The organism is Streptomyces sp. NPDC051963, assembly GCF_044593495.1.
In the GTDB taxonomy this organism is placed as follows: Bacteria; Actinomycetota; Actinomycetes; order Streptomycetales; family Streptomycetaceae; genus Streptomyces.
This window is the reverse complement of record NZ_JBIUCC010000002.1, coordinates 1,084,612-1,107,337: the sequence shown is the minus strand read 5'-3', so window position 1 is coordinate 1,107,337 and position 22,726 is coordinate 1,084,612. Positions and strand designations below refer to the sequence as shown.

At 69.6% G+C, this 22,726-nt stretch carries 22 protein-coding genes; 10 read left to right on the top strand and 12 right to left on the bottom strand.

What is annotated here, in order from left to right; all coding sequences use genetic code 11:
* Positions 1 to 88: 88 nt before the first annotated feature.
* Both ACIHFB_RS11475 and ACIHFB_RS11470 read left to right on the top strand, forming a co-directional pair.
* Positions 89 to 1,135 (top strand): S66 peptidase family protein, encoded by a 1,047-nt coding sequence (locus tag ACIHFB_RS11475; RefSeq protein ID WP_400126517.1) that lies wholly within the window; start codon positions 89 to 91, stop codon positions 1,133 to 1,135.
* Positions 1,136 to 1,197: 62 nt separating this feature from the next.
* Positions 1,198 to 2,502 carry an MFS transporter gene (locus tag ACIHFB_RS11470; protein WP_365277935.1) on the top strand — a complete coding sequence of 435 codons (1,305 nt, stop codon included), beginning with the start codon at positions 1,198 to 1,200 and terminating at the stop codon, positions 2,500 to 2,502.
* Between the two features lie 69 nt (positions 2,503 to 2,571).
* On the opposite strand, the gene ACIHFB_RS11465 is transcribed toward ACIHFB_RS11470, so the two are convergent.
* From ACIHFB_RS11465 to ACIHFB_RS11435, 7 genes are all read right to left on the bottom strand, one after another.
* Complete coding sequence (locus ACIHFB_RS11465) at positions 2,572 to 3,672, bottom strand: ionic transporter y4hA (protein ID WP_365277932.1); 1,101 nt, start codon at positions 3,670 to 3,672, stop codon at positions 2,572 to 2,574.
* A gap of 99 nt (positions 3,673 to 3,771) precedes the next feature.
* Positions 3,772 to 4,074, bottom strand: a complete 303-nt coding sequence (locus ACIHFB_RS11460; protein ID WP_365277929.1) for a hypothetical protein — start codon at positions 4,072 to 4,074, stop codon at positions 3,772 to 3,774.
* A gap of 131 nt (positions 4,075 to 4,205) precedes the next feature.
* Positions 4,206 to 5,207 carry a TerC family protein gene (locus ACIHFB_RS11455; RefSeq protein WP_365277926.1) on the bottom strand — a complete coding sequence of 334 codons (1,002 nt, stop codon included), beginning with the start codon at positions 5,205 to 5,207 and terminating at the stop codon, positions 4,206 to 4,208.
* A 223-nt stretch (positions 5,208 to 5,430) separates the two neighbouring features.
* A complete protein-coding gene (locus ACIHFB_RS11450) occupies positions 5,431 to 7,392 on the bottom strand; it encodes a TerD family protein (RefSeq protein WP_400126515.1) in 1,962 nt (653 codons plus the stop codon).
* 46 nt (positions 7,393 to 7,438) lie between these two features.
* Positions 7,439 to 8,017, bottom strand: coding sequence for a TerD family protein (locus ACIHFB_RS11445; protein WP_365277920.1), 579 nt, complete (start codon positions 8,015 to 8,017; stop codon positions 7,439 to 7,441).
* Between the two features lie 185 nt (positions 8,018 to 8,202).
* Positions 8,203 to 10,341: an excinuclease ABC subunit UvrB gene (gene uvrB, locus ACIHFB_RS11440; protein WP_400126513.1), complete on the bottom strand. Its 2,139-nt coding sequence runs from the start codon at positions 10,339 to 10,341 to the stop codon at positions 8,203 to 8,205.
* Positions 10,342 to 10,381: 40 nt separating this feature from the next.
* The gene (locus tag ACIHFB_RS11435; RefSeq protein WP_365277915.1) at positions 10,382 to 11,248 is read right to left on the bottom strand and encodes an MHYT domain-containing protein; all 867 of its coding nucleotides are present in this window, start codon (positions 11,246 to 11,248) and stop codon (positions 10,382 to 10,384) included.
* Positions 11,249 to 11,530: 282 nt separating this feature from the next.
* Here ACIHFB_RS11435 and ACIHFB_RS11430 point away from each other — a divergent pair, with 282 nt between their 5' ends.
* From ACIHFB_RS11430 to fdhA, 3 genes are all read left to right on the top strand, one after another.
* Complete coding sequence (locus tag ACIHFB_RS11430) at positions 11,531 to 12,409, top strand: glycerophosphodiester phosphodiesterase (protein WP_400126511.1); 879 nt, start codon at positions 11,531 to 11,533, stop codon at positions 12,407 to 12,409.
* A gap of 49 nt (positions 12,410 to 12,458) precedes the next feature.
* A complete protein-coding gene (locus tag ACIHFB_RS11425; protein WP_365277909.1) occupies positions 12,459 to 13,013 on the top strand; it encodes a methylated-DNA--[protein]-cysteine S-methyltransferase in 555 nt (184 codons plus the stop codon).
* A 165-nt stretch (positions 13,014 to 13,178) separates the two neighbouring features.
* Positions 13,179 to 14,405 carry a formaldehyde dehydrogenase, glutathione-independent gene (fdhA, locus tag ACIHFB_RS11420; RefSeq protein WP_365277907.1) on the top strand — a complete coding sequence of 409 codons (1,227 nt, stop codon included), beginning with the start codon at positions 13,179 to 13,181 and terminating at the stop codon, positions 14,403 to 14,405.
* Positions 14,406 to 14,455: 50 nt separating this feature from the next.
* Here fdhA and ACIHFB_RS11415 read toward each other — a convergent pair whose 3' ends face one another.
* A complete protein-coding gene (locus ACIHFB_RS11415) occupies positions 14,456 to 14,884 on the bottom strand; it encodes a VOC family protein (RefSeq protein WP_365277904.1) in 429 nt (142 codons plus the stop codon).
* Between the two features lie 99 nt (positions 14,885 to 14,983).
* Between ACIHFB_RS11415 and ACIHFB_RS11410 the strand changes: the two genes are divergently transcribed.
* Entirely contained in the window at positions 14,984 to 15,892 is a 909-nt protein-coding gene (locus ACIHFB_RS11410; protein ID WP_400126508.1) for a pseudouridine-5'-phosphate glycosidase, read from the top strand.
* Positions 15,889 to 16,803, top strand: coding sequence for a sugar kinase (locus ACIHFB_RS11405; protein ID WP_365277898.1), 915 nt, complete (start codon positions 15,889 to 15,891; stop codon positions 16,801 to 16,803). The genes ACIHFB_RS11410 and ACIHFB_RS11405 overlap by 4 nt, the downstream gene beginning before the upstream one ends.
* Positions 16,804 to 16,852: 49 nt before the next feature.
* Here the strand turns inward: ACIHFB_RS11405 and ACIHFB_RS11400 are convergent, their stop codons facing one another.
* Positions 16,853 to 17,647 (bottom strand): methyltransferase, encoded by a 795-nt coding sequence (locus tag ACIHFB_RS11400; RefSeq protein ID WP_400126506.1) that lies wholly within the window; start codon positions 17,645 to 17,647, stop codon positions 16,853 to 16,855.
* 244 nt (positions 17,648 to 17,891) lie between these two features.
* Between ACIHFB_RS11400 and ACIHFB_RS11395 the strand changes: the two genes are divergently transcribed.
* Complete coding sequence (locus ACIHFB_RS11395) at positions 17,892 to 19,019, top strand: magnesium and cobalt transport protein CorA (protein WP_400126505.1); 1,128 nt, start codon at positions 17,892 to 17,894, stop codon at positions 19,017 to 19,019.
* Between the two features lie 111 nt (positions 19,020 to 19,130).
* On the opposite strand, the gene ACIHFB_RS11390 is transcribed toward ACIHFB_RS11395, so the two are convergent.
* From ACIHFB_RS11390 to ACIHFB_RS11380, 3 genes are all read right to left on the bottom strand, one after another.
* Positions 19,131 to 19,559 carry a CBS domain-containing protein gene (locus tag ACIHFB_RS11390; protein ID WP_365277889.1) on the bottom strand — a complete coding sequence of 143 codons (429 nt, stop codon included), beginning with the start codon at positions 19,557 to 19,559 and terminating at the stop codon, positions 19,131 to 19,133.
* Positions 19,560 to 19,729: 170 nt separating this feature from the next.
* Positions 19,730 to 20,200 carry a PPOX class F420-dependent oxidoreductase gene (locus tag ACIHFB_RS11385; RefSeq protein WP_400126504.1) on the bottom strand — a complete coding sequence of 157 codons (471 nt, stop codon included), beginning with the start codon at positions 20,198 to 20,200 and terminating at the stop codon, positions 19,730 to 19,732.
* 75 nt (positions 20,201 to 20,275) lie between these two features.
* Positions 20,276 to 20,908 carry a uridine kinase gene (locus ACIHFB_RS11380; protein WP_365277882.1) on the bottom strand — a complete coding sequence of 211 codons (633 nt, stop codon included), beginning with the start codon at positions 20,906 to 20,908 and terminating at the stop codon, positions 20,276 to 20,278.
* Positions 20,909 to 21,208: 300 nt separating this feature from the next.
* Between ACIHFB_RS11380 and ACIHFB_RS11375 the strand changes: the two genes are divergently transcribed.
* Both ACIHFB_RS11375 and ACIHFB_RS11370 read left to right on the top strand, forming a co-directional pair.
* Positions 21,209 to 21,898: a DUF2293 domain-containing protein gene (locus ACIHFB_RS11375; protein WP_400126501.1), complete on the top strand. Its 690-nt coding sequence runs from the start codon at positions 21,209 to 21,211 to the stop codon at positions 21,896 to 21,898.
* 266 nt (positions 21,899 to 22,164) lie between these two features.
* Positions 22,165 to 22,647: an anthrone oxygenase family protein gene (locus ACIHFB_RS11370; RefSeq protein ID WP_365277877.1), complete on the top strand. Its 483-nt coding sequence runs from the start codon at positions 22,165 to 22,167 to the stop codon at positions 22,645 to 22,647.
* Positions 22,648 to 22,726: the final 79 nt, after the last annotated feature.

Sequence of the window (22,726 nt, the reverse complement as noted above, 5' to 3'; positions counted from 1 at the left end):
TTGCGGGTGGGGCGATCCATGGAGGACCGCTGCTCAGACCCGGTTTATCACGGTGCACCGACAGCCCGAGGGGCCCTACCCTCCTCGGATGACGACGATCGCGTACCCACCCAAGCCGTCACCCGGTGACCGAATCGCCGTGATCTCGCCCTCCCCGGGTCTCCCTGGGCTCTTCCCGCGCCCGTACGAGCTGGGCCTGGAGCGGCTGCGCAAGGAGTTCGGCCTCGAACCGGTCGAGTACCCGGCGACCCGGAAGATGGGCTCGACACCCCGGGAGCGCGCCTCCGACATCCACGCTGCCTTCGCCGACCCCGACATCAAGGCGGTCGTCGCGGCCATCGGCGGCGACGACCAGATCACCGTGCTGCCGCTGCTGGACCGGGAGTTGATCCGGGCGAACCCGAAGCCGTTCTTCGGGATGAGCGACAACACGAACCTGCTCGCGTATCTGCGCAACACGGGGATCGTCGGCTACCACGGCGCCTCCGTGATGGTCGAACTGGGCCGTCCCGGCGCCATGCATCCACAGACGGCCGACTCCCTGCGGGCGGCGCTCTTCACCTCGGGCGAGTACGAGCTGCGGCCCGCCGAGCACTGGCGCGACATCGACCGCGACTGGGCCGATCCGGCGACCTTCGACGCGGAACCGGAGACCCGGCCGGGCACCGGATGGACCTGGCGGAACGCCGACCGGGTGATCGAGGGCCGCAGTTGGGGCGGCTGCCTGGAGATCCTCGGCCGGCTGCTGACGGCCGACCGCGAGATCGCGCACGACCTCACGGAGTACGACGGCGGAGTGCTGTTGCTGGAGACCTCGGAGGAGTTGCCGAGCAGCGACGAGGTCTTCCGCACCCTGCAGAACATGGGCGAGCGCGGGCTGCTCCAGCGGTTCGCGGCGCTCCTGATGGGCCGCCCAAAGACGTGGTCGTTCGAGCACCCCAACAGCCCGGAGGCGAGCGCGCGTTACGCCGCCGAGCAGCGCGAAGCCGTGGTGCGCGCGCTGGAGGCGTGTGCCCCCGACATCCCGGTCGTCTTCGATGTGGACCTCGGACACACCGATCCCCAACTCGTCATCCCCTATGGAGGCACCATCCGCGTCGACGGCCCGGCCCGGCGCATCACCGTGACGTACTGACACGCGTCCCGCGCCCCCGCGCGCTCCCGTAACCGTTGATCACCGTGGGTAGTTGACGCGGCATGCACGACGTACGCACCGTAAGGGCACCCTCCATGCTGCGGCTCGCGGCCGCCTCGCTCGCCGGGACGGCCATCGAGTTCTACGACTTCTTCGTCTACGGGACCGCCGCGGCGCTGGTCCTTGGGCCGCTGTTCTTCCCGACGTTCTCACCGGTGGCGGGGACACTGGCCGCCTTCGGAACGTTCGGCGTGGGCTTCGTCGCCCGGCCGCTCGGCTCGGTGCTGTTCGGGCACATCGGGGACCGGCACGGCAGACGGCCCGTCCTCGTCGGTTCGCTGCTTCTCACCGGCGCCTCCACGGTGGCGGTCGGCTGCGTACCGACGTACGACACGATCGGTGTGACCGCCCCCGTGCTGCTCCTCGTCCTGCGGTTTCTTCAAGGGCTGGGGCTCGGCGGGGAATGGGGCGGGGCCGTTTTGCTGACCGCGGAGCACGCGCCCGCCGAACGGCGCGGGCTGTGGTCGAGCTTTCCGCAGGTCGGGCCCGCGGTGGGGTTCCTGCTCGCCAACGGCGTGATGCTGGCGCTGTCGGCGACGCTGACCGACGCGCAGTTCGCGGCCTGGGGCTGGCGCGTGCCGTTCTGGGCGGCCGGGGTGCTCGCCGTGGCGGGACTGTGGCTGCGGTCGTCCCTCACGGAGAGTCCCCGTTTCCTCGAAATCGACGACCACGCGCGTGTGCCGCTCGCCGAGGTGGCACGCGACCACTGGAGGCTCGTGCTGCTGACCGCGGGTGCGCTCGCGGCGGGTTACGCGATCTTCTATGCGGTGACGACCTGGTCCCTCGCCTACGCGACGGAGCGGCTCGGAGTGAGCCGTACCGTCATGCTGACCTGCATCATGGCCGCGGTTCTGGTGAAGGGCTCGCTCACACCCGTGGCGGCGATGATGGGCGATCGCTATGGCCGGCGGCCTCTGTGTCTGGTGGGGTGCGCGGCTGCCGCCCTGTGGATGTTCCCGATGGTCGCGCTGCTCGCCACGGGGGCACCCCTGCTGATGTTCCTCGGCTTCCTGGGGGCGATGCTGGCGTTCATCACGATGTTCGCCGTGATCGCCGCCTATTTGCCGGAGCTGTACGAGCCGCGGGTGCGCTGCACGGGCGCCGCGGTGGGCTACAACCTCGGCGGCGTACTCGGCGGCGCGCTGACGCCGATCGTGGCGACGACACTCGCCGAGCAGGGCGGCCGTGTCCCCTGGGGTGTGGCCGCGTATCTGACGGGGATCGCGCTGCTCAGTCTGGGATGCTTCGCGCTGCTGCCGGAGACCCGCCCGGTGCGGGTGGTGGCGCCGGAGCCCGCCGCGGGATGACAGCTGGCGCGTAAGCGTTTGCGCAAGCGCTCGCGCGAGCGTTTACGCGCCACCTGTCGATGAATCGCCTTATGGATTGATCGCCAGCTCCAAGTACGCGGCGAACAGCACCAGATGAACCCCTCCTTGGAGTGGGGTGGCCCGCCCCGGTACGACCGTCAGCGAGCTGACCACCACGGTCAGCGTGAGCAGCACCATGTGGGTGGAGCCGAGGCCGAGGACCAGCGGGCCGGACAGCCAGACCGACGCCAGCGCGACGGCGGGGATCGTCAGGCCGATGCTGGCGATCGCCGAGCCGAGCCCGAGGTTCAGGCTGGTCTGGACCCGGTCGCGGCGGGCGGAGCGCAGCGCGGCGATGGTCTCGGGGAGCAGCACCAGCAACGCGATGATCACACCCACGACCGCCTGGTGGAGTCCGGCGGCCTCCACTCCGGACTCGATGGTCGGCGACACCCCTTTGGCCAGGCCGACCACGCCGATCAGGGCGAGGCCGAGCAGCCCCAGGCTGATTCCGGCGGTGCGGGCGGAGGGTGCGTCCGCGTGGTCTTCGGCGGTGATCACCTCGCCCTGGCGCGTGATCGGGAGGAAGTAGTCGCGGTGCCGCACGGTCTGGGTCGTGACGAACAGGGCGTACAGGATCAGCGAGGAGAGCGCGGCGAAGGTCAACTGGACGCTGGAGAACTCCGGTCCGGGCTTGCTCGTGGTGAACGTCGGCAGCACCAGGCTGAGCGTGGCCAGGGTGGCGACCGTGGCGAGGGCGGCGCCGGTGCCCTCGGGGTTGAAAACGGCCGTGCCATGACGCAGTGAGGCGACCAGGAGGCACAGGCCGACGATGCCGTTGCAGGTGATCATCACGGCCGCGAAGACCGTGTCCCGGGCGAGAGTGGAACTCTTGTCGCCGCCGTCCGCCATCAAGGTGACGATCAGGGCGACCTCGATGATCGTGACGGCGACGGCGAGAACGAGGGAGCCGAAGGGCTCTCCGACCCGGTGGGCCACGACTTCGGCGTGATGTACGGCGGCCAGTACGGCTCCGGCGAGCACCAACGTCACCACGGCCACAACCGCGCCGGGCAGGTCTCGTCCCCATGTGAGCAGCAGGAGGATCGCGGCGAGCACCGGCACGAGGAGCGTCCACCGGGCCGTGAGCGACCTGAGCCGAGCGATCATGCGGTGATCGTCGCAGACCCGTACAGGCCTCGCATTCCGGTCCGTCCGGCCGGGCGGCGCCGTGCTCCGGCCCTGCGGGACCCGTCCGGGGGCTTCGGGCTACTTGAGCTCGCGCATGTCCAGCACGTCACAGTTGGTGAAGGTGCGCTCGCCGATGCACAGCGCGCCCAGTTGCTCGGCCAGCTTGCCGGTCTCGGGGTCGTCGCTGTTGCGCATGGCCTCGTCGTGCGAGTCGAACTCGATCAGGGCGAGGTAACGGCGAGGGTTGTCGCGGTCCTTCAGGAGCATGCGATGTGTGGGGCCGCCGCCCTTGTCCGCGTTGCGCTGGGCGAACTCCTGGAGCTGCTGCTCCATTTCCTCGAGGCGCTCGGTCTCGAAGTCGATGATCTGCACGAACTTCATGGGGTGCCTCCACCGGGACGCGGCGCCCCCGGGCCGGGAACGCGCTCAAGACCAAAGCAAGCACCAGGAGCGGTGCCCGGCAATTCGCCGCGCACCGCTCCCGGTGATGGTTGTTCCTACGCCCGAAGCGGTCAGGCTTCGATGTCGGCCTTCGGAGCGCCTTCGGTCTCCTTCTGCGCCTCCTCGGCCGCCGCCTGCTTCCGCGACGCCCGCAGACTGGTGATCGTGGTCACGATGAGGACCGAGCAGATCACGCCGAGCGACACCGGGATGGAGATCTCCGGGACGTGGACCCCGGACTCGTGCAGTGCGTGCAGCACCAGCTTGACGCCGATGAAGCCGAGGATGATCGACAGGCCGTAGCTGAGGTGGACCAGCTTCCTCAGCAGGCCGCCGATGAGGAAGTACAGCTGCCTCAGACCCATCAGCGCGAAGGCGTTGGCCGTGAAGACGATGTACGGGTCCTGGGTCAGACCGAAGATCGCGGGGATGGAGTCCAGCGCGAACAGCACGTCCGTGGAACCGATGGCCAGCATCACGACCAGCATCGGGGTCATGACCCGCTTGCCGTTCTGCCGGATCCACAGCTTGGTGCCGTGGTAGCGGTCGGCCACACCGAAGCGGCGCTCGGCGGCCTTGAGGAGCTTGTTCTCCTCGAACTCCTCGTCCTCCTCGTCCGACCGCGCCTCCTGGATCAGCTTCCAGGCGGTCCAGATCAGGAAAGCCCCGAAGATGTAGAACACCCAGGCGAAGTTGGCGATGACTGCAGCGCCCGCGGCGATGAATATCGCGCGCAGCACCAGGGCTATGAGCACGCCGACGAGCAGCACTCGCTGCTGGTACTGCGAGGGCACCGAGAACTTCGCCATGATCAGGACGAAGACGAAGAGGTTGTCGACGCTCAGCGATTTCTCGGTGATGAACCCGGCGAAGAACTCACCGGAAGGCTGCCCGCCGCCGAAGACGAGCAGGCCGAGCCCGAAGAGGCCGGCCAGGACGATCCAGACAACCGTCCAGATTCCGGCTTCCTTGATGGATACGTCGTGCGGCTTGCGGCCGATGAAGAAGTCGACCGCGATCAGGGCGGCAAGCCCCAAGATGGTCAGGACCCACAGGGTCAGGGAAACATCCACTGCGCCTCCGGCAGTACGTAACGGCAAATGTCAGCGTCGTCGCTGCCGGAGGTCTCTTCCACCCAAGTGGGCCGACGCCCCGGGATCTGGCCTGATCCGTATTGACGGGAACGCCGCAGTAGTCAGGGAGTACTCCCCTCCGCACGTAAAACACTACCCCAATCACCAAGGAAAGGTAAAGCGCTTGGCAAAAGAAAGGCCAAATGGCCTGGTCAGCGGCGCTTTACCTGTGCTTGGTGCGAGCCATGGCGACCTGGGTGAGCACCTGCTGGAGCACCTGGCTGCCATGCGGCACCAGGCACGGCTCGTACGTCCACGCATGGCCGACCCACGGGTCGGCCAGGTGGTCGTCCGGCACCGGCGTGAGTCGCATCAGCGAACGCCACAGCGGGTCGAGCAACGGGCCGTAGCCTGCGGCCTCCTCGCGGTCCGCGACCATCATCAGGTGGACGCCGACGGCCGGGCCCTCGTCCGCGAGGTAGCGCAGCTGGGTCACGGCCCGGTCATCGAAGCCGTGCGGGAAGTCGTTGACGATGAGCAGCTGCTCGGAGGTGTCCAGGCCGGGTGGTAGCGAGTCGGCCGCGCCGGCGCGCACCGCCATCTGCACCAGGTCGACGCGCTGGGTGAGCCGGGCGAGGACGTCCGACACACCGGCCGCCCCGATGGCGGGCGGGGCCGCGAGCATGCCGGTCTGCACCAGTGGTGCGAGCGCCTGCGCTCCCGAACCGGCAGGGTCGATGACGTGCACGGTGAACTCACCCGCCGGATAGACGGCGAGCAGCCGCGCCGCGTGCGCCACCGCCGTATCCATGGCCAGCCGCCGCAGGTCGTGCGAGTCGGTGAACGAGCCGTCGAGCGATCCGGCACGGCCGCTGTCGATCCACAGACCCCGTTCCAGCGGCAGCCGGACCAGCATGGGTATGCGGAGCTGGGCGCACTCCGGCAGATGGAGGTCGCCCAGGCGCAAGGCCATGGGGATCTCCATCGGCACCCGGTAGGCGTGCCAGGCGGGGTTGTCCCAGCGGGCGAACGCCGCAGGCAGCGCCGGCTCGACGACATCGGCCTCCGCGGTGAGCTGGGCGAGGTCCCGGTCGAGTACCGTCCTGGCCTGGTCGACGAGTTGAGTGTGCTTGGCCCGAGCGGTCTCGCGGGCGGCGTCGCCCTGTCCCCCGATCCGGCTGCGCGGGTCGGACAGGACCTGGTCGAGCTCCTTCTCCATCCGGGAGTCGGCGAAGTCGACGGCGCTGCGATAGGCGGCCATGGTGCGGGCCAGGTCCTCGAACATGCCCCACACCTGGTTGTAGAGCCGCTCCTCCATGGACCAGCCGGTCGCGTCACCCGCGACGGGCCGTGCGGGCTGCCCCGGCTGGGCCGGGGGTGCGGTCGGCGGGGGCGGCGGCGGAGCGGCGTTCTGCCGACGTGGGTGGCTGTAGTCGATCGGGCCGTCGGCGCCGGGCGTGGCCGGCTGGGTGACGGCCGAGGGGTCCGGCTGGCCGGAGGTAAAGCCCTGCCGGGGCTCCGGGGCGCCCTGAGGGCCGTACGGAGAGCCCGTCTGGTCCGGCCCGAGCGCCGGTGCTGCCGCCTGCCGGGAGCGGTCGGCGTCCGGGGTGCGCGGTGCCTGAACCGAGCGGGCCAGGCCCTGGGCCACCGCCTCGTTGATACCGCCGGCGAGTTGGTGGGCCTGGGGCAGGCCCTGGTCGGCGAGGAGCTCGGCGAGACCGCCGGCATACCCCTGACCGACGGCACGGACCTTCCAGGCGCCCTGTCTGCGGTACAGCTCCAGGGCGACGACGGCCGACTCGGCCTCCAGGCCGGTGATGGTGTAGCTGGCGATCTCGGTCCCGTCGAGACCGGTGACTGCGAGGAAGGGGGCGGCGACGGCGCCGAACCGGGCCGGGCTGCCCGCCCCGGAGGGAAGGGCGAGCAGCACGCTGACGCGATGCACGGCCTCGGGCACAGCGCCGAGGTCCACAGCGAGGCGATGGTCGGCGGCCGCCTGCCTGGAGACCTCGAGGCCCGGCAGCGTGGGTGTGCCCGGGTGGGCCACCCACTCGACGCCGTGGATCTTGCCGTGCTCGTCGCTGAGCGTGGCTCCGGCCACGATCGGCTTGCCGGCCGAGACCCGGATCTCGAGGCGGGCCTGGGAGAGCGGGTGGTTCTGCCCCCGCACCAGCTCAGCCGTCATCCCTTCGTCCCCCTGTGCTTCGTCGTGTGCCGCTCGCGGGGCGGCCTTACAGGTGCGGCAGGATCGCCGGCATCAGGTCCTGGAAGGTGCGGCCGTTGGTCGGTGTGCCGAGGGCCGTCATCGTCCAGCCCGGGCCCGTGCGGTGCACCTTCGCCATGATCTGGGCGGTGTACGCGCCGCCGCCCGCGAGCGTGTAGCGGGCGAGCTCCTGGCCGTTGGTCTCGTCGACCAGGCGGCAGAACGCGTTCTGCACTTCCTGGAAGGTCTGGCCCGTGAAGGAGTTCACGGTGAAGACGATCTGGTCGATGTGGACCGGGATGCGCGCCAGGTCGACGAGGATCGCCTCGTCGTCGCCGCCCTGGCCGACGCCGCCGACCAGGTTGTCACCGGTGTGCCGCACCGAGCCGTCGTCACTCACCAGGTGGCGGAAGAAGACGACGTCGACCGGCTGCTTGTCCGCGAACAGTACGGCGGAGGCGTCGAGGTCGACCTCCCGCGTGCGCGAGCCGAACAGCCCGCGCCGGGGAGCCGCCTGCCAGCCGAGACCCATGCGCACCGCGGTCAGGCTGCCGCCGTCGTTCTTCTGCAGACTGATGGCCTGACCCTTGGTCATGTTGACGGTCACGCGCCGATTCCCCTCTCGAGCTGTCCCCTGTTGCCGCGGAGTCCGCGGATGACCTGAACCCTACGCAGGGCCACTGACAGTGACGTACCCCGGTCCGCACTTTGTGTCGGTCTTGCAACACAGTGCGTTCGACACCAGATCACCCGGGCGTCAACCCCGGTGGTGGACCGGCGCCCGCGGGCCCGTCAGGACAGACCTGCCTCCTGCATCTGGCGCAGTTCCTTCTTCATTTCGGAGACCTCGTCGCGCAGTCGGGCCGCGATCTCGAACTGAAGGTCCGCGGCGGCGGCGCGCATGCGCTCGGTCATCTCCTCGATCTGCCCGGCGAGTTCGGCCGCCGGACGGTCGGTCGGCACCGTCTCCTTGGCCTTGCCCTTGGCGGACTTGCCTGCCTTGGCCGCCTTGCCGCCGAGCGAGGGCACGGGTGCCTTGGCGCTCTTGCCGTCCTTCATCTTGCGATAGCCCGAGCCGAGCAGCTGCTCCGTGTCGACGTCTTCACGGGCGATCTGCGCGACGATGTCATTGATCTTCTTGCGGAGCGGCTGGGGGTCGATGCCGTTCGCCTTGTTGTAGGCGACCTGCTTCTCCCGGCGTCGGTTGGTCTCGTCGATGGCCTTCTCCATCGCCGGGGTGATCTTGTCGGCGTACATATGGACCTGCCCGGACACATTGCGCGCGGCGCGGCCGATGGTCTGGATCAGGGACGTGCCGGAGCGCAGGAAGCCTTCCTTGTCGGCGTCGAGGATCGCCACGAGTGAGACCTCGGGCAGGTCGAGGCCCTCCCTCAGGAGGTTGATGCCGACCAGCACGTCGTACTCACCGGCGCGCAGTTCGCGCAGCAGCTCGACGCGGCGCAGGGTGTCGACGTCGCTGTGCAGATAGCGGACCTGGATGCCCATATCCAGGAAGTAGTCGGTGAGGTCCTCGGCCATCTTCTTGGTGAGCGTGGTGACCAGGACGCGTTCGTCCTTCTCGGTGCGCTTGCGGATCTCGTGCACCAGGTCGTCGATCTGGCCCTCGGTGGGCTTGACGACGACCTCCGGGTCGATGAGGCCGGTGGGGCGGATGATCTGCTCGACCCGGCGGTCGGAGCGGGAGAGTTCGTACTGCCCCGGGGTCGCCGAGAGGTAGACGGTCTGGCCGATGCGCTCCTGGAACTCCTCCCACTTCAGGGGCCGGTTGTCGAGCGCGGAGGGCAGCCGGAAGCCGTGGTCGACAAGGGTCCGCTTACGGGAGGCGTCGCCCTCGTACATCGCGCCGATCTGGGGCACGGTGACGTGCGACTCGTCGATGACGAGCAGGAAGTCGTCCGGGAAGTAGTCCAGCAGGGTGTTCGGCGGGGAGCCGGGCAGACGGCCGTCGAAGTGCATCGAGTAGTTCTCCACGCCGGAGCAGGAACCGATCTGGCGGAGCATCTCGATGTCGTACGTGGTGCGCATCCTCAGGCGCTGCGCCTCCAGGAGTTTGCCCTGCTTCTCCATCTCGGCCAGGCGCTCCCCGAGTTCCTTCTCGATGTCGTTGACGGCCCGCTCCATGCGCTCGGGTCCCGCGACGTAGTGGGAGGCCGGGAAGACGTACAGCTGGTCGTCGTCGCTGATGATCTCGCCGGTGAGCGGGTGGAGCGTGGACAGTGCCTCGATCTCGTCGCCGAACATCTCGATGCGGACGGCCAGCTCCTCGTAGACCGGGAAGATCTCGATGGTGTCGCCGCGGACGCGGAAGGTGCCGCGGGTGAAGGCCATGTCGTTGCGCGTGTACTGGATGTCCACGAACCGGCGCAGCAGCTGGTCGCGGTCGAATTCCTCGCCGACTTTGAGGGGGACCATGCGGTCCACGTACTCCTGCGGGGTACCGAGGCCGTAGATGCAGGAGACGGAGGCGACCACGATGACGTCGCGCCGGGTGAGCAGCGAGTTGGTGGCGGAGTGGCGCAGCCGCTCGACCTCCTCGTTGATGGAGGAGTCCTTCTCGATGTAGGTGTCCGACTGCGGGACGTATGCCTCGGGCTGGTAGTAGTCGTAGTACGAGACGAAGTATTCGACTGCGTTGTTCGGCAGGAGCTCCCGGAACTCGTTGGCCAGCTGGGCGGCCAATGTCTTGTTCGGGGCCATCACCAAGGTGGGCCGCTGAAGCTTCTCGATCATCCACGCGGTGGTGGCGGACTTGCCGGTGCCGGTCGCGCCGAGGAGGACGACGTCCTTCTCGCCGGCCTCGATGCGCCGGGCTAGCTCGGCGATGGCCTGCGGCTGGTCGCCGCTGGGCTGGTAGGGGCTGACGACCTCGAAAGGCGCCACCGTGCGTTCGATGCTGGAAACGGGCCGCATGGAATCCACCGTACGACCCGCCACCGACAACGCGGCCGGATCACCTGTTCTGCGGGGTGCGGGTGCCCCGGTCGCCCACCTTGCGGCGGGTGCGGATCACGGGGCGGCGGGTGGTGTGCGTGACGGCGGAGTGGGCCGGTATACCGGGCTTGTTCTCGACCGGAACCCTGACGGGCTTCCCCATGACCATCAGCGGGTCGAAGAGCACGACGACGCCCGCGAGGAGGAGGAAGGCCAGCGGGCCGACCATGATGGGCGCGATGATGCCGGCCGGCGAGTCTCCCGAGACGGGGGCGCTCGTGGCGTGGACGTGGACCTTGAGGGCGGCCATGCCCGTGTAGTGCATGCCGCTGACGGCGAGGCCCATGACGAGGCTCGCGCCCACGCTCCACATGAAGCCTCTGACCTGCCCGGCCGCCCACAGGGCGGCGATGGCTGCGGCCACGGCTATGACGACGGACGCGGCCACGGTGGAGGTGTTGTACTCCAGGTTTCCGTTGAGGCGCATTCCGGCCATGCCCAGATAGTGCATGGAGGCGACGCCCAGGCCGGTGATGGTGCCCCCGGTGAACAGAGCCGTTCCCTTCGCACCCTTGTAGCCGACCATGAAGATCCCGATGCCCACCATCACGATCGCGACGCCGAGGCTGGCGAACGTCATCGCCATGTCGTAACGGATCGGCGTCCCCACGACGGTGAAGCCCATCATCGCGACGAAGTGCATGGTCCATATGCCGGAGCCGATCGCCGCCGAGCCGAGGGCCAGCCAGCCCGGTCTCCAGGACTTCGTGACCAGCATCGACCGTGTGGTGCAGCGCAGACCGAGCGCACCGCCGAGGCAGGCCATCAGGTAGGCCACCACCGGTGTGACGAGTCCGTAGCTGAATCCGTCGACCGTGCCCTGCATGCGCGGCTGCCCTTCCGCCCTGTTACGTCCCGGACCTACATGAACCAAGCCCCCCTCCCAGGACCACCGACGAGCGGTCAAGGTTGTGGCAGAGAGTATGTCTCCCCCCGGAATGGTCGAACGATTATCCGGCAAAGAAACACGCCCTTGCCGCACTTGTGCGGCACCAGTGAGCGGAGTCGGGCAACTTCATTCAACCTGTGGCCATTCTGCGCCCCTCTGCCGTTGACCCTCCGCTGTCACAGTCGACCTGTCTGTGATCGCTCGACGCGAGGAGTACGCATGCACGCGCGTGCAGTTGCCACCGCGACCACCGCGCTGGTCCTGGGCACGGCCGCCTTCCTGCTCCCCAGCCCCGGCGCGCGGGCCGACCAAATCGCCGAGCGGGCCACGGTCATCGCCCACCGGGGTGCCTCGGCGTACGCGCCCGAGAACACCCTGGCCGCGATCGACAAGGCGGCCGAACTGGGCATCGACTGGGTCGAGAACGACGTACAGCGCACCAAGGACGGCGAGCTGGTCGTCCTGCACGACGACAGTCTGGCGCGCACGACCGATGTCGAGGAGGTCTTCCCCGGCCGGGCTCCCTGGAAGGTCAAGGACTTCACCGCGGCGGAGATCGCACGTCTCGACGCGGGCAGCTGGTTCGGCCCCGCGCACGCGGGTGCGCGCGTGCCGACGCTGGAGCAGTACGTACAGCGAGTCGAGCGCCACCACCAGAAGCTGCTCCTGGAGATCAAGAACCCCGCGCTGTACCCCGGCATAGAGCGGCAGACCCTCAAAGTCCTCAGCAACGAGGGCTGGCTGGACCGGCAGCACCTCACGGGGCGACTGATCGTGCAGAGCTTCAGCGCGGACAGCGTGCGAACCGTCCATGCGCTGAAACCAGGAGTCAAGACCGGCTTCCTCGGTACGCCCTCCGTGACGGACCTGCCGGAGTACGCGCGCTTCGTCGACCAGATCAACCCCTCCTACAGCACCGTTTCCACGGGCTATGTGTCCACTGTCCACACCTTCACCGGGCCGCACGGTCGGCCCCTGGAGGTCTTCACATGGACCGTCGACGACGCGGAGACCGCCCGACGGGTCGCGGGGTTCGGAGTCGACGGCATCATCACCAACAAGCCCGACGTGGTGCGGGACGCGGTCGCGGGGTCCTGAGTCCCACGCTGCCCGGGCGTTGTCAGTGGCGGGCCGTACGGTGGGGCGTATGGACAGCCATGGGCAGTACGAGCAGCAGGTCGTGTGGACCGTCGTCGGCACCGACATCGGTCCGCTGCTGCTGGCCGCGACCCGCGACGGCCTGGTCAACGTCGTGTTCCACGCCACGGAGGCGGTGCGCGACAAGGCCCTCGACCGGCTCGGATCCCGGCTGGGCAGCGAGCCCGTCGAGGCAGCGGACTCCCCCTTGCTGGCCGAGGCGATACGCCAGGTCGAGGCGTACTTCGCCGGTGAGCGACGCGACTTCGAGCTGCCGCTGGACTGGTCGCTGATCTCGGGGTTCAACCGCCAGGTGCTGCGCGAACTGGCCTCCGGCGTGGCGTACGGCTCGGTCGTCGGCTACGGCGATCTGGCCGGGAGGGTCGGTCAGCCCGGCGCCGCCCAGGCGGTGGGGCTGGCGATGGGCGCCAATCCGCTGCCGGTCGTCGTGCCCTGCCACCGGGTCGTGGAGAGCGACGGCGGCATCGGAGGGTTCGGGGGCGGCCTGGAGACGAAGCGGAAGCTGCTGGCGCTGGAGGGCGTGCTGCCCGAGCCGCTGTTCTGAGGGCCGGGCAGGGCGCCGTTTCCCAGGGTTCCGGGGCTGAGGCGTCGAGTCCGCTGCGCCGGTCCCGCGCCAAGACTGGCCGGAAGGCCGAGCCAGTAGCAGACTCGACCATGCGCACAGCCACTGGCATCCGATGGCTCGGAGCCGAAGGGACGGCGATTACGCATGAGCGGAAACAGGGCAGTCGCGTATCTCAAGCCGGGCGCGGTGGAAGTCAGGACCATCGACTACCCGACGCTTGAACTCCAGGACGGGCCGGGGGTCGCACCCGAGAACGTCGGCCGCAAATGCCGGCACGGGGTGATCCTCAAGGTGCTCGCCAGCAACATCTGCGGAAGTGACCAGCACATGGTGCGCGGGCGGACGACCGCGCCCGAGGGGCTGGTCCTCGGACACGAGATCACCGGCGAAGTCGTCGAACGGGGTCCGGACGTCGAGTACATCGACGTCGGCGACATCGTCTCCGTACCGTTCAACATCGCCTGCGGGCGGTGCCGCAACTGCAAGGAACGCAAAACCGGCATTTGTCTGAACGTCAACCCGGCCCGCCCCGGTGCGGCCTACGGCTATGTCGACATGGGCGGCTGGGTCGGCGGCCAGGCCGAGTACGCGATGGTTCCGTACGCGGACTTCAACCTGCTGAAGTTCCCGGACCGGGACCAGGCACGCGCAAAGCTGCTCGACCTGACCATGCTGTCGGACATCTTCCCGACCGGCTTCCACGGCGCCGTGAGCGCGGGCGCCGGGGTCGGTTCGACGGTGTATGTCGCCGGGGCGGGCCCGGTCGGTCTGGCGGCGGCCGCGTCGGCACAGCTGCTGGGTGCCGCCGTGGTCATCGTGGGCGACCTCAATGCCGAGCGCCTCGCCCAGGCGAGGAGCTTCGGCTGCGAGACCGTCGACGTCTCGCGCGGCAGCGTGGACGAACAGATCACACAGATCCTCGGAGAGCCCGAGGTGGACGCCGCGGTCGACGCGGTCGGCTTTGAAGCCCGGGCCCACGGTCCGGATGCCCCGGAGGCGCCGGCGACGGTCCTCAACTCGCTGATGGGCATCACGCGCGCGGGCGGTGCCCTGGGCATTCCCGGGTTGTACGTCACGGACGACCCGGGCGGCGTCGACGATGACGCGAGGTCCGGGACGCTGAAGGTACGGCTCGGCCTCGGCTGGGCCAAGAGCCACCAGTTCACGACCGGGCAGTGCCCGGTGATGCAGTACCACCGGAGCCTGATGATGGCGATCCTGCACGAGCGTGTGCACATCGCCAAGGCCGTCAACGCGACCGTCATCGGTATCGAGGACGCACCGCGCGGCTACGCCGAGTTCGACCAGGGCGCAAGCCGCAAGTACGTGCTCGATCCGCACGGGGCGCTGAAGGACGTACAACCGGTCTGAACGTCCGGAAAGGGGTGCCCACGCACGCGTGGGCACCCTCTTTCACGGCCCTAGTCGTAGTGGCGGGCCTCGAAGACGTTCCCGTCCGGGTCGCGGAAGTAGAAGCTGCGCTTCGCCAGGCCGCGGGCGCCGAAGGAGTCGTACGAGATCTCCGACACGGGAACGGCGCGTTCTTCCAGGCGGCCGCGGAGGGCGTCGAAGTCGTCCGCGGGCAGGGCGACGCAGACGTGGTTGACCGGGTGTCCGGCGCTGTCCGCAGCGCCGGGGAGCATCTTCATGCGTTCCGCCATGGTCTGCGGCATCAGGTCGAGGATGGTCTCCTCATTGAGGCGTACGGAGGGAAAGGGCACCTGACCGGTGGCGAAGTCGGTGAGCCTCAGGGGCTCCATGCCGAGGGTCTTCTCGTAGAAATCGGCCGAGCCGATCGGGTCGTCCACCCAGAGAACGACGTGGTCGAGACGTGTGTTGTTGTCCGTCATGCACCCCAGGCTGGTGTCGTCCCCCACAAGCCGCAAGGGTTTGACCGGGTGTGCCACCCGCCAGAGATGAGGGAGGACCGAACGACAGGAGGCAGGCGCGTGGTGCTGACGGTGTCCGAGGAAGTGCGCGAGGCGATCGACGCGCGTCGACCGGTGGTGGCCCTGGAATCCACGATCATCGCGCACGGGCTGCCACGCCCACGCAATCTTCAGGTGGCGCTGGAGCTGGAGGACGTCGTACGGCAGCAGGGCGCCGTGCCGGCGACGATCGCCGTGCTGGACGGGCGGCCTCATGTCGGCCTGGACAAGGAACAGCTGGAGCGGGTAGCCAACGAGGACGGAATCCGCAAGCTGGGCCATCGCGACCTGCCGCTCGCCATGGCGGCGGACGCGAGTGGCGCGACCACGGTGTCGGCGACGGCGCTGCTGGCGGCTCTGGCCGGCGTCCGGGTGTTCGCGACGGGTGGTCTGGGCGGGGTGCACCGCGAGTGGACGGCGACACAGGACGAGTCGGCCGACCTGGGGCTGCTGGCGCGGACGCGGATCACTGTGGTGTGCGCGGGGGTGAAGTCGATCCTGGACGTGCCGGCGACGCTGCAACGGCTGGAGACGCTGGGCGTCGCCGTGGCGGGCTACGGCACGGACCGCTTTCCCGGCTTCTATCTGTCCGACTCGGGGCATCCGGTGGACTGGGCACTGGAGACTCCCCAGCGGGTGGCCGACGTCATGCGGGCGCAGGACGCGCTCGACGGGCCCGGGTCTGCGCTGATCGTCGCCAATCCGGTGCCGGAGGACGAGCAGCTGGATCCCGAGCTGCACGCGCGCGTGCTGGCCGACGCGCTGCATGCGTGCGAGGCGGAGGGTGTCAGCGGTCAGGCGGTCACGCCGTTCCTGCTCGACTACCTGGTGCGGCACACGGACGGTGCCTCGCTGCGCGCCAACCTGGCGGCGGTGCGCGGCAACGTACGGCTGGCGGCGCGGATCGCGGCGGCCTGGGCCGGGGCGTGAGGGTGCGGCCGCACGGCGCGCTCCTGGTCGTCGGGGATGTCGTCACGGACGTCGTCGCCCGCCACCACGGGCCGCTGGCCCCCGGTACGGACACGGCTGCGACGATCCGGACGGTGCCGGGCGGCGCGGGCGCCAATGTGGCCTGTTGGGCAGCTCATTGGGGCTGTCCTGAGGTGCGGCTGCTCGGTCGGGTGGGTGCGGACGCGAGCGCGTGGCATGAGGAGGAGCTGGTCGGCTGCGGCGTACGGCCCCACCTCGTCATCGACCCGCAGGCCCCGACCGGAACGGTGATCTGCCTGGTCGACGCGGATGCAGCGGCCGAGCGGACGTTCCTCACCGACAGCGGAGCGGCGTTGCGGCTCGAGCCCCGGGACTGGTCGGAGGCGATGCTGGACGGCGTCGCATGGCTGCATCTGTCGGGCTACCTGCTGTTCTCCGAACCGAGCCGGGCGCTGGTGGAGGTGGCTGTGCGGACGGCCCGCGCGCGTGGTGTGCCGGTGAGTCTGGATCCGGCGTCCGCCGGTTTTCTTGTGAACCTGGGCGTCGACCGGTTCCTGGCGCTGGTGGAGGGGGTGGACGTGCTGCTGCCCAGCCGGGACGAGGCGTGCCTCCTCACGGGGCTGCCCGATGCGGCGGACGCGGCGGCCAAGTTGAGCCGTCAAGTCCCGCTGGTGGTCGCCAAGCAAGGCGCGGAGGGCGCGCTGGTGGCCCGGTCCGGCTCCGTGCTCGCCCGCGTCCCCGCCGCGTCGGCGACGCCGAGGGACACCACGGGAGCGGGAGACGCCTTCACGGGCGCCTTCCTCGCGACGCTGCTCGCGGGAGCCGAGCCCGAAGCCGCGGCGGCGGAAGGGTGCCGGGCGGGTGCGGTGGCGGTTGAACGGGTGGGTGGCCGACCACCGGTGCGCACCTGACGACGGGCTGCCCTCCCGTGCCAGGACTCCCGCTGCCCCGCTGCCCGTCCTACGCCCTGCGCCCCCATGCCGAGATCATCGGGGCTGTGGTCAGATCCATGGTGCCGGAGCCTACGTTCACCAGGTGGCGGTCGATGTCGGCGTCCGTGGCGAGGCCCTCGGTGACGAGTTGGTCGCGGATCTGACGGATCGTCGCGGACTCCAGGGCGGCACAGGCGGGCGAGGCGACCGGGAAGTACGCATCGGCCTCGACGCGGTGCAGGCCGGTCTCACGCAGCAGGCGCGGGAGCCTGCGGCCGTAGGCGAGGTCGGCGCCACGGTCGGCGAGCAGCTGACGGAAGCCGCCCCGCAGCCGGTTCGCCAGCTCTTGGTCGGGGCCGTACTCGTCGGGGCAGGTCAAGGGCTGCAGGGCCGGGTCGGCGTCCTCGATCAGCAGCCGCCCGCCGGGGCGCAGGGCGCTGACCATCGAGGCCAACGCCCGTTCCCGGTCGGGCACATGGACGAGGACGAGCCGGGCGTGCACCAGGTCGAACCCCTCTCCCGGCGGCTCGTGGGCGCCCACGTCGTGGACGCGGACCTCTACCGGCGGTCGGGCGGCCGGGGCGAGGCGCGAGGTGTCGATGTCGGTCGCGACGACCTTTCCGGTCGGACCGACCTTCTTCGCCAGCCAGGACACCACGGAGGTGCCACCGGCGCCGACCTCCCAGCAGCGCCAGCCGGGTCCGACGCCGAACCCCTCGAGATGCCGGAACGTCGTGGGGTCGAAGAGGGTGGCGAAGGCGTCGAAGCGCTCTGCCGCCTCCGTCTGCCGGTTGTCGAGGAGATATCCATCGCTTCGCGTCATGCCGTGATCATCCCATTCGTTCCACTTGCCCGGACCGGTCGACGCTCCGGTACGACGATCAGTTCAGAGACGGCTGTGCTCCATCTTCGCCACGGCGTCGCGGGCGACACCAACCCTTGTCCACAGCCGGGAACAAAGCGGAATTCGCTGTTCCCACAGGCCATCCCGCCGATCCGGCGGAGCTGGCAAACTGGCACGCCAGGGCGCAGAAATGCGGCACGGAGATCCACGCAAGGAGATCCAGATGGCGATGGCAGGGAATCTGCGGAAGGTCACGGGCCTCGGCAGGGTCGGCGGCCTCCGCAGAGTGGCACGGCTGGCCCGGCGACGCCCGCGCGTCGACTTGAGCCATCCTGCCCGGTCCCCGCTGGGCTCCTCGGTGGTGAACTGCGTGACCTACCGGGACGGCGCCCGGGACCTCGCGGGCGGCGATCTCGTCGACGCCGTGCAGCGGGTGCGCAAGCACGGCGACGGTTTCGTCTGGCTCGGCCTCCACGAGCCGACGGACCAGGAGTTCGCGGGCATCGCCGAGCTCTTCGACCTGCATCCGCTGGCCGTCGAGGACGCGATCGAGGCCCACCAGCGCCCCAAGCTGGAGCCCTACGGCGACACACTGTTCGCGGTGTTCAAGACGGTCTGTTATGTGGAGCACGAGGAACTCACGGCGACCAGCGAGGTGGTGAACACCGGCGAGATCATGGTGTTCGTCGGCCGGGAATTCGTGATCACGGTGCGGCACGGACGGCACGGCTCGCTGGGTCCGCTCCGCGAGGAGCTGGAGTCCGCCCCCCAGCAGCTCGCCAAGGGCCCGGCCGCGGTGCTGCACGCGATCGCGGACCATGTGGTCGACGACTATCTGAACGTCACCGACTCAGTGCAGGAGGACATCGACCAGGTCGAGACGGCGGTGTTCGCGGAGAACGGCGCGCGGGTCGACCCGGGGCGCATCTACCAGCTCAAGCGCGAACTCCTCGAACTGAAGCGTGCCGTGGCCCCGCTCGGCCGCCCGCTCGATGACCTCGCCACCCGGCCGATACGGGTGGTCGATCCGGAGATACAGGCCTATTTCCGCGACGTCTCCGACCACTTGCTGCGCGCCAAGGAACAGATAGCCGCCTTCGACGAGTTGCTCAACTCGATCCTTCAGGCGCACCTCGCGCAGGTCACGGTCGCGCAGAACGAGGACATGCGGAAGATCACAGCGTGGGCCGCGATCGTCGCCGTACCGACGATGGTCTGCGGGGTGTACGGCATGAACTTCGATCACATGCCGGAACTGCACTGGCGGTTCGGCTACCCGCTGGTCATAGCCGTGATATCCGTCGCCTGCTTCTCGCTGTACCGCGGCTTCCGGCGCAACGGCTGGCTCTGATCGGCGTCACGGCCGACCGAGACCCGCTCCCATCCGGCGCCGTCGTCCGGACGGGAGCGGCGTGAGTGGCGTGAGTGGCGTGAGTGGGTCGAGCGGGGTGATCGTGCGGGGTCAGTGCGTCGCGGTCCTCGCGTAGACGGACCCGGCCCAGGTGGCGATCTGGTCCTCCGTCAGGTGCTGGGCCAGGTCGGCTTCGCTGATCATGCCGACCAGGCGCTTGTTCTCGATGACGGGGAGCCGGCGGATCTGGTGCTCCTGCATCTCGTGGAGTACGTCGCTGACGTCGGCGTCCGACGCAACCCATCGCGGGGTGCCCTGGGCCATCTCGCCCGCGGTGACCTTGGCCGGGTCGCGACCCATGGCCACGCAGCCGACGACGATGTCGCGGTCGGTGAGGATGCCGCAGAGCCGGTCGTCCTGGTCGCCGATGGGCAGGGCTCCGACGTTGAGCTCACGCATCAGCTGGGCGGCGCGGTCGAGGGTTTCGTGGGCGGGGATCCACTGGGCACCGCGGTGCATGATGTCTCCGGCGGTGGTCATGGGCGTACCTCCCGATGCCGGACGGCCGGCGCGGCGCAGGACGCTCCGCTAGTCCCGGCGCCCCTCATTCTCGCCGTGTCGCCCGGCGGATGCACCCGGAACGACCCGAAACGTCGGGATGACGTTCGAGGGCGAGGGGTGTGCCTCAAGCCGATGGCTTCGGGGGGCTCTCAGGCGGAGAAGCCCACGATCTTCCGGGGAACGACTCGGATGATCACGCGCACCTCGTCGTCCTTCTCCGCGGGCGGGTCGATGCCGAGGTACTTGTGCGAGAGCTCGTGCGGGAGCCGCTTGTCCTCGTCGGGGAGGATCTCGGCGGTGCCGCGGATCTCGACCGAGGTGTAGGGGTTGGCGAGGTCGAAGACCGACAGGCTGATGCGGGGGTCGCGACGGAGGTTGCGCACCTTCTGGCGTCCGTCGGTGGAGGAGAACAGCACGGTGTCGCCCTCGCGCTGGATCCAGACCACCGAGTTCTGCGGAGCTCCGTCGGGGCCGAGGGTGGCGACGCTGGCGAAGTTCTTGCCATCGAGGAGGGCGCGGACCGAGTCGTCGAAGGAGGGGAGAGGGGAAGGCGATGAAGCCGATGCGGCCGATGCGGCCGATGCGGCCGCAGCCGCGGAATCTCCGGTGGAGGTGGTCATGACGCCACCCTAATTAAATGCACGCGCATATAAAAGCGATTTGCTGAATCACCCGAATCAGTCGAATCAGCCGAATCAGCCACTCCAGGCCGGATGCCGGGGGTCGTCGGCGCGCACCAGGACGTCGGCCGTGCCGGCGGGGTCGGTCTCGTCGTCGTAGCGCTCGAAGGCAGGGAGGGTCCACTGCTCGGCTTCGGGGGTACGGCGGCGCAGGGCGCCGGTGGAAAGGAGGACATGGACGGACAGATCGAAGGGGAACCAGTGGCGCAGCAGGAGGGGACCATGGAGCAACAGGAAGCCGCCGGGCGGGAGTTGGACGTAGGGGCTGCGGGTGGCGCGGTCGGTGACCGGGTCCCACAGATCGGGCAGGACGCGGCCGTTGCCGGTGGGTTCGAGCGGGCCGAACACTTCGCGCCATACGGCCGGGGTGTCGAACCAACCGTTGTAGTAGGCCTCGACGTCCCGGTGGCCGTACTCCAGACGCACCGAGGCGGGGCGCAGGAACCCCTCCACGCTCACGACGAGCGAGGGGCGGCCGCGTATGCGCAGCGCTTCGGAGACGCGTTCGGCGAGGTCTCCCGGGCGTGCGGCAGAGGCACCGTCGAAGGCGATGCGCGGCCACGGGCTGCCGTCGGCCGTCTTCAGGTCGAGCAACCGCTCGGCAAGGAGGTCGCCGAGCCGGTCCCAGGTGATCGCTTCGAGTCGCACACGGCCATGATGCGCCAGTTCCCGGTCAGGATGCGTGGGCCTCCTGGGCGCCGGCACCCACCGTCGTATGGCGCCAGCCTCGCGAGGCGGGGTGGGCACAGTCGAGGAACAGGGAGCTCACCCCGGGCGGACCCGGGCAGACCCGGGCGGGCAACCGGGGCACGACTCTGCTCGCACAAGGGCGTGCCGGTCCTCCGTCTGCTGGGCGGCCGCGAGATGCCGGAGCACAGTACGTCGGCACGGTGACGAGGGGCGGAAATCCGGCGTGGATCGCGGGGCACCAGCGGGAATGAACCGCATATGGCACCCCTTGCAACTCCCGTGCGCCACGCCGGGCTTCTGGTCTTCCAGCCGGTCAAGAGACGGAGCTGCTCCGCATGTCACCGCGGGCCGCTGCCACTGCTGGTCCTGGAAGAGGGCGTGCCGCGGTGTCTCGACTGTGCCGACCTCGGCCATCTGGTCTTTCTGCCGCGCGGCGACACGGCGTTGACGCGCAGGTCGCGGGAGGAGAGCGGGCTGTCGGCGGTGGTCGTGCGGTTCAACCGGCGCAGGGGTCGGTACGAGCGGCAGGGCGTCCTGGTCGAGGAGGCGGCGCTCGCCCGGGCCGAGGAGCGGTGCCTGGTGGACGCGGAGGCACGGCGGCGGCGACGGGTGCGGGATGCCGCGCGGCGGGCCGGGGAGGACCTGCGGTTCACGGCGGCGTTCGCGGCCGAGATAGGGCGGCTGTTTCCCGGCTGCCCTCAGGAGCGGGCGTGGGAGGTCGCGGCTCATGCGTCCGTGCGCGGCAGTGGGCGGGTGGGGCGGAGTGCGGCGGGGCGAGCGCTGTCCGAGGGGGCGGTGACGTCGGCGGTCGTGGCGTCCGTGCGGCATGTGGACACGCCGTACGACCAACTGCTGATGAGCGGGGTTCCGCGACATGAGGCGCGGCGGCGGATCGCGGCGGTCGTGGAGGCGAGGCTGGGGGCTTGGCGGGTGGCGGGGGTGGCTTGAGGCCGGTCGGGAGTGCCGGGGCGGTCCCTCGGCGCCTCCCACTGCCGGTGAGCCGGGACCGACGAACCGGTGCCGATGAGCCGGGACCGACGAACCGGGGCCGACGAGCCGAGGCCCGGTCGACGGCTCAGAGTGGGATCGGGCCCTGGACTCTCGCGTATGTCGTCGCGCGGATGGGCCATGGTTACCGATCTCGTACGGGTTTTCACTTGTGGTGACGGATGGTGCCGGGCAGGATCTCGGCCGACGCGGGAGTTGATGTTGAGATGGCGATCGACGGGCCGTACTTCGTGCTGACGGTGGTGGGTGTGGTGGGGACCGGGCTGGTGGCCGGGGTCTTCTGCGCGTTCTCGACCTTTGTGATGCGGGGGTTGGCCGCGCTGCCGCCCGCGCAGGGTGTCGCCGCGATGAAGGCGATCAACGTGGCCGCACTGCGGCCGCCCTTCATGCTGGTGTTCATCGGCTCGGCCGTGCTGTGCGCGGTGATCGCGGTGGTGACGTTCGTGCTGTGGCCGGACGAGGGCACCGTGGAGTTGTTGCTGGGCAGCGGGCTGTATCTGTTCGGCTCGTTCGGGCTGACGATGGTCGCGAACGTGCCGCGCAACGACGCGTTGCTCAAGCTGGACGCGGGAACTCCGGAGGCGGCCGCGTACTGGCCGACGTATGTGCGCGAGTGGACCGCGTGGAATCACGTCCGCACGGTCGCCTCGGCCGCAGCGGCGGTGTCGTACGTGCTGGCCATCGCCTGAGGCAGCACGTGCCCCGCCGCACGGAAACCCCGGAGAAAGCGCTGTCCCGCACTCTGCGGGTGTGGCCGGAGGGACGTAT

Coding starts and splice junctions, on each gene's coding strand:
- ACIHFB_RS11425 (WP_365277909.1), top strand. CDS start 12,459: ATGGACAGCCATGGGCAGTACGAGCAGCAGGTCGTGTGGACCGTCGTC.
- ACIHFB_RS11390 (WP_365277889.1), bottom strand. CDS start 19,559: ATGACCACCGCCGGAGACATCATGCACCGCGGTGCCCAGTGGATCCCC.
- ACIHFB_RS11435 (WP_365277915.1), bottom strand. CDS start 11,248: ATGCAGGGCACGGTCGACGGATTCAGCTACGGACTCGTCACACCGGTG.
- ACIHFB_RS11470 (WP_365277935.1), top strand. CDS start 1,198: ATGCACGACGTACGCACCGTAAGGGCACCCTCCATGCTGCGGCTCGCG.
- ACIHFB_RS11465 (WP_365277932.1), bottom strand. CDS start 3,672: ATGATCGCTCGGCTCAGGTCGCTCACGGCCCGGTGGACGCTCCTCGTG.
- ACIHFB_RS11370 (WP_365277877.1), top strand. CDS start 22,165: ATGGCGATCGACGGGCCGTACTTCGTGCTGACGGTGGTGGGTGTGGTG.
- fdhA (WP_365277907.1), top strand. CDS start 13,179: ATGAGCGGAAACAGGGCAGTCGCGTATCTCAAGCCGGGCGCGGTGGAA.
- ACIHFB_RS11400 (WP_400126506.1), bottom strand. CDS start 17,647: ATGACGCGAAGCGATGGATATCTCCTCGACAACCGGCAGACGGAGGCG.
- ACIHFB_RS11430 (WP_400126511.1), top strand. CDS start 11,531: ATGCACGCGCGTGCAGTTGCCACCGCGACCACCGCGCTGGTCCTGGGC.
- ACIHFB_RS11385 (WP_400126504.1), bottom strand. CDS start 20,200: ATGACCACCTCCACCGGAGATTCCGCGGCTGCGGCCGCATCGGCCGCA.
- ACIHFB_RS11395 (WP_400126505.1), top strand. CDS start 17,892: ATGGCGATGGCAGGGAATCTGCGGAAGGTCACGGGCCTCGGCAGGGTC.
- ACIHFB_RS11450 (WP_400126515.1), bottom strand. CDS start 7,392: ATGACGGCTGAGCTGGTGCGGGGGCAGAACCACCCGCTCTCCCAGGCC.
- ACIHFB_RS11375 (WP_400126501.1), top strand. CDS start 21,209: ATGGCACCCCTTGCAACTCCCGTGCGCCACGCCGGGCTTCTGGTCTTC.
- uvrB (WP_400126513.1), bottom strand. CDS start 10,341: ATGCGGCCCGTTTCCAGCATCGAACGCACGGTGGCGCCTTTCGAGGTC.
- ACIHFB_RS11415 (WP_365277904.1), bottom strand. CDS start 14,884: ATGACGGACAACAACACACGTCTCGACCACGTCGTTCTCTGGGTGGAC.
- ACIHFB_RS11460 (WP_365277929.1), bottom strand. CDS start 4,074: ATGAAGTTCGTGCAGATCATCGACTTCGAGACCGAGCGCCTCGAGGAA.
- ACIHFB_RS11475 (WP_400126517.1), top strand. CDS start 89: ATGACGACGATCGCGTACCCACCCAAGCCGTCACCCGGTGACCGAATC.